Source organism: Thermotalea metallivorans (assembly GCF_001562415.1).
GTDB classification, from domain to species: Bacteria; Bacillota; Clostridia; order Peptostreptococcales; family Thermotaleaceae; genus Thermotalea; species Thermotalea metallivorans.
Genome location: NZ_LOEE01000104.1, coordinates 1 through 1,331, shown reverse-complemented (window position 1 = coordinate 1,331; position 1,331 = coordinate 1). Strand labels below are relative to the sequence as shown.

Sequence of the window (1,331 nt, the reverse complement as noted above, 5' to 3'; positions counted from 1 at the left end):
AACTGCTTTACAGGAAAAACTGTTCCTGACAAAAGAGGCGATTAATGAATTTTTGGACTACTTTGTCTCGACTTTGCCTGATTATATCAAGCTAAAGCTATCAGTTGCTTCCTGCGAAAGTTGATTTAAACAAGCTTAATAAATATGAGAATTGATACAATTAGAACTGCTGAATTGAGGATGATATTAAAGGGTTTTTTGTTATCCGCTTTTACTTCAAAAAGTATATTAACTCCACTATTTACAATTACTGCAATTATCATATATATTAGATTATCATTATTCAGCAGTGTCATTATGCCTGTTATCAGCAACACAATGCCTAGCACAGCTCTCACCATATCCTAATTCTCACTTCCTTCTATCCACATTTATTTTAGCTATCCCAGTCTCCGTCTGTAATCGCACTTTGCTTAACTTCTGAGATTCTAGTGCCATCGTATTCAACATAAGTTTTTGTATATACTTGATAAGTGTAGTTCACTTCGTCTGTCCATCTAAACCAAGTCTCTCCAACATAGTCTGATCCAGCTTTCAAATCAGCTACAGAAAGATACATTAATCCGCCAGCGATTCCGAAAAACCCGCCTGCAGCAGTAATTCCTGTACCTATATAAGGTACTTTTGTAGCGAATAAACCTATTCCGCCAGATATTGAGCCATAAGCCATCAATTTGTTAGCTTCTAGTGCGATCCTATCCACTGACTTTGAATAAACAGCGATACACTCAAATGGTGGATAGCTTAGTGTTTGAACTGACTCAAATTCTATATTTAGGGCCTCTATATCCTGACCACTTTTCTTCGCAACTATATATTCGTACTTTTCCTTGATCAATTGTTTCATTACTACTTTTTCTTCATCCGTGAGTTTACTTTTTTCAACGTTCTTTAATGCATTTTGATATCTAGCATACTCAGCATCAGTTGCTTTTTCAGCTGCAAAGGAAGGTATTACTGTGGCAAACATCAAAGTGAAAATCAACAACATTGAAATCATTTTTTTCATTTGTTATATCCCCTTTTAACTTTTAATTTTTTTGATACCATGTAACCTCAAATGCACCTATATCATTTATTAGGCGGTCTTGGAAGCTCCATAATATCCCTCCCTTCTAGTTACTTAATCAACTTTCGCACAAAATTGATGTGCGATGAATATTGAAAAATCAATAGTTTTGGGCAATAAAAAAGTCCAAGAAGCCCCCTCTCTGTGATATAATAGAAGTGACAAAACCCCATTAAAATCAACGGTTGGGAGGTTCTTGAACATGTCTATTGTATCACAGAAGATGAAAGCAGAAAATAGGTTTGTACTGACAGTCGATAAC

General features: G+C 35.4%; 2 protein-coding genes. Both read right to left on the bottom strand.

Features of this window, described 5'->3' with window-relative positions; genetic code table 11:
• Positions 1–376 precede the first annotated feature (376 nt).
• The gene (locus AN619_RS15335) at positions 377–1,009 is read right to left on the bottom strand and encodes a hypothetical protein (RefSeq protein ID WP_068558125.1); all 633 of its coding nucleotides are present in this window, start codon (positions 1,007–1,009) and stop codon (positions 377–379) included.
• Positions 1,010–1,123: 114 nt separating this feature from the next.
• Positions 1,124–1,331 (bottom strand): hypothetical protein (locus AN619_RS16225; protein ID WP_207644253.1); only part of this gene is annotated, 208 nt, incomplete at its 5' end.

Excerpts from the sequence above, each read along its gene's own strand:
- AN619_RS15335 (WP_068558125.1), bottom strand. The coding sequence starts at position 1,009 with ATGAAAAAAATGATTTCAATGTTGTTGATTTTCACTTTGATGTTTGCC.